This window comes from Streptomyces sp. bgisy100 (assembly GCF_057709105.1).
This window is the reverse complement of the sequence record NZ_JBYITE010000113.1, coordinates 1-855: the sequence shown is the minus strand read 5'-3', so window position 1 is coordinate 855 and position 855 is coordinate 1. Positions and strand designations below refer to the sequence as shown.

Annotated in this window: 1 protein-coding gene; it reads left to right on the top strand. The window is 69.7% G+C overall.

Features of this window, described 5'->3' with window-relative positions; all coding sequences use genetic code 11:
* Positions 1–45: 45 nt before the first annotated feature.
* Positions 46–855, top strand: an 810-nt coding sequence (locus tag AC3EQ1_RS31295) for a SpnB-like Rossmann fold domain-containing protein (protein ID WP_432097681.1), incomplete at its 3' end; no start/stop codon positions are given.

Genomic DNA, 855 nt, shown 5'->3' with positions numbered 1-855 from the left:
GCGGGCCACCCCGTCCTTTCCGTCGATTCACTGACCATCCGTCCGATGTCCACCGAGCTCCTGCGTGCCGCTGACACCGTTCGGCGGGACGCGCTGTTCCGTCTCGACTGGCACACACTGTCGCCGTCGACGACCCCGGCTGTTGCTGATACGGGCACCCGCGCGGTCCTCGGCACTGCGGAGCACCTCCCCGCGGACCTGCTCGGCTCACCCACCGAAGGCCTCCGCGTCGTCCGTGACCTGGACGTACTCCGCGCCGACAGCGAGGTGCCGAGCCTCGTCGTGGTGCCGTGCGGCCTGTCCGCAACCGACACCGCGACCACCAACAAACCGTCGACAACCGACACAACAGTGGTCACCGACACCTCGGTGACCACAGCAGAAGCCGCACGGACAGCCACACATCGCATGCTCGACCTGCTGCAGTCGTGGTTGGCGGACGAGCGGTTCGCCTCCTCGCGCCTCGTGGTGGTGACGCGTGGCGCGGTGGCGGTTGGACCGACGGAAGGTGTTGCGGATCTGGCGCACGCCGCGGTGTGGGGTCTGGTGCGGTCGGCGCAGTCGGAGAACCCCGACCGGTTCATGCTGATCGACCTGGACCCCGGCACCGGAGCCACCGCACCGGCGGACACGACGCAAGGGCTGCTGCCCTCGATGATCGCATCGGGTGAGCCTCAGGCCGCGGTGCGCGCCGGCACAGTACGGGTCCCCCGGCTGGTACGTGCGGCGGTGCCCTCGAAGCCCTCGACCCCCGAGCCGTCGATGGCTTGGGATGCTGCGGGTACGGTGCTGGTGACCGGTGGTACGGGTGCGTTGGGTTCGGCCGTGGCCCGTCATCTGGTGGTGGAGCACGGT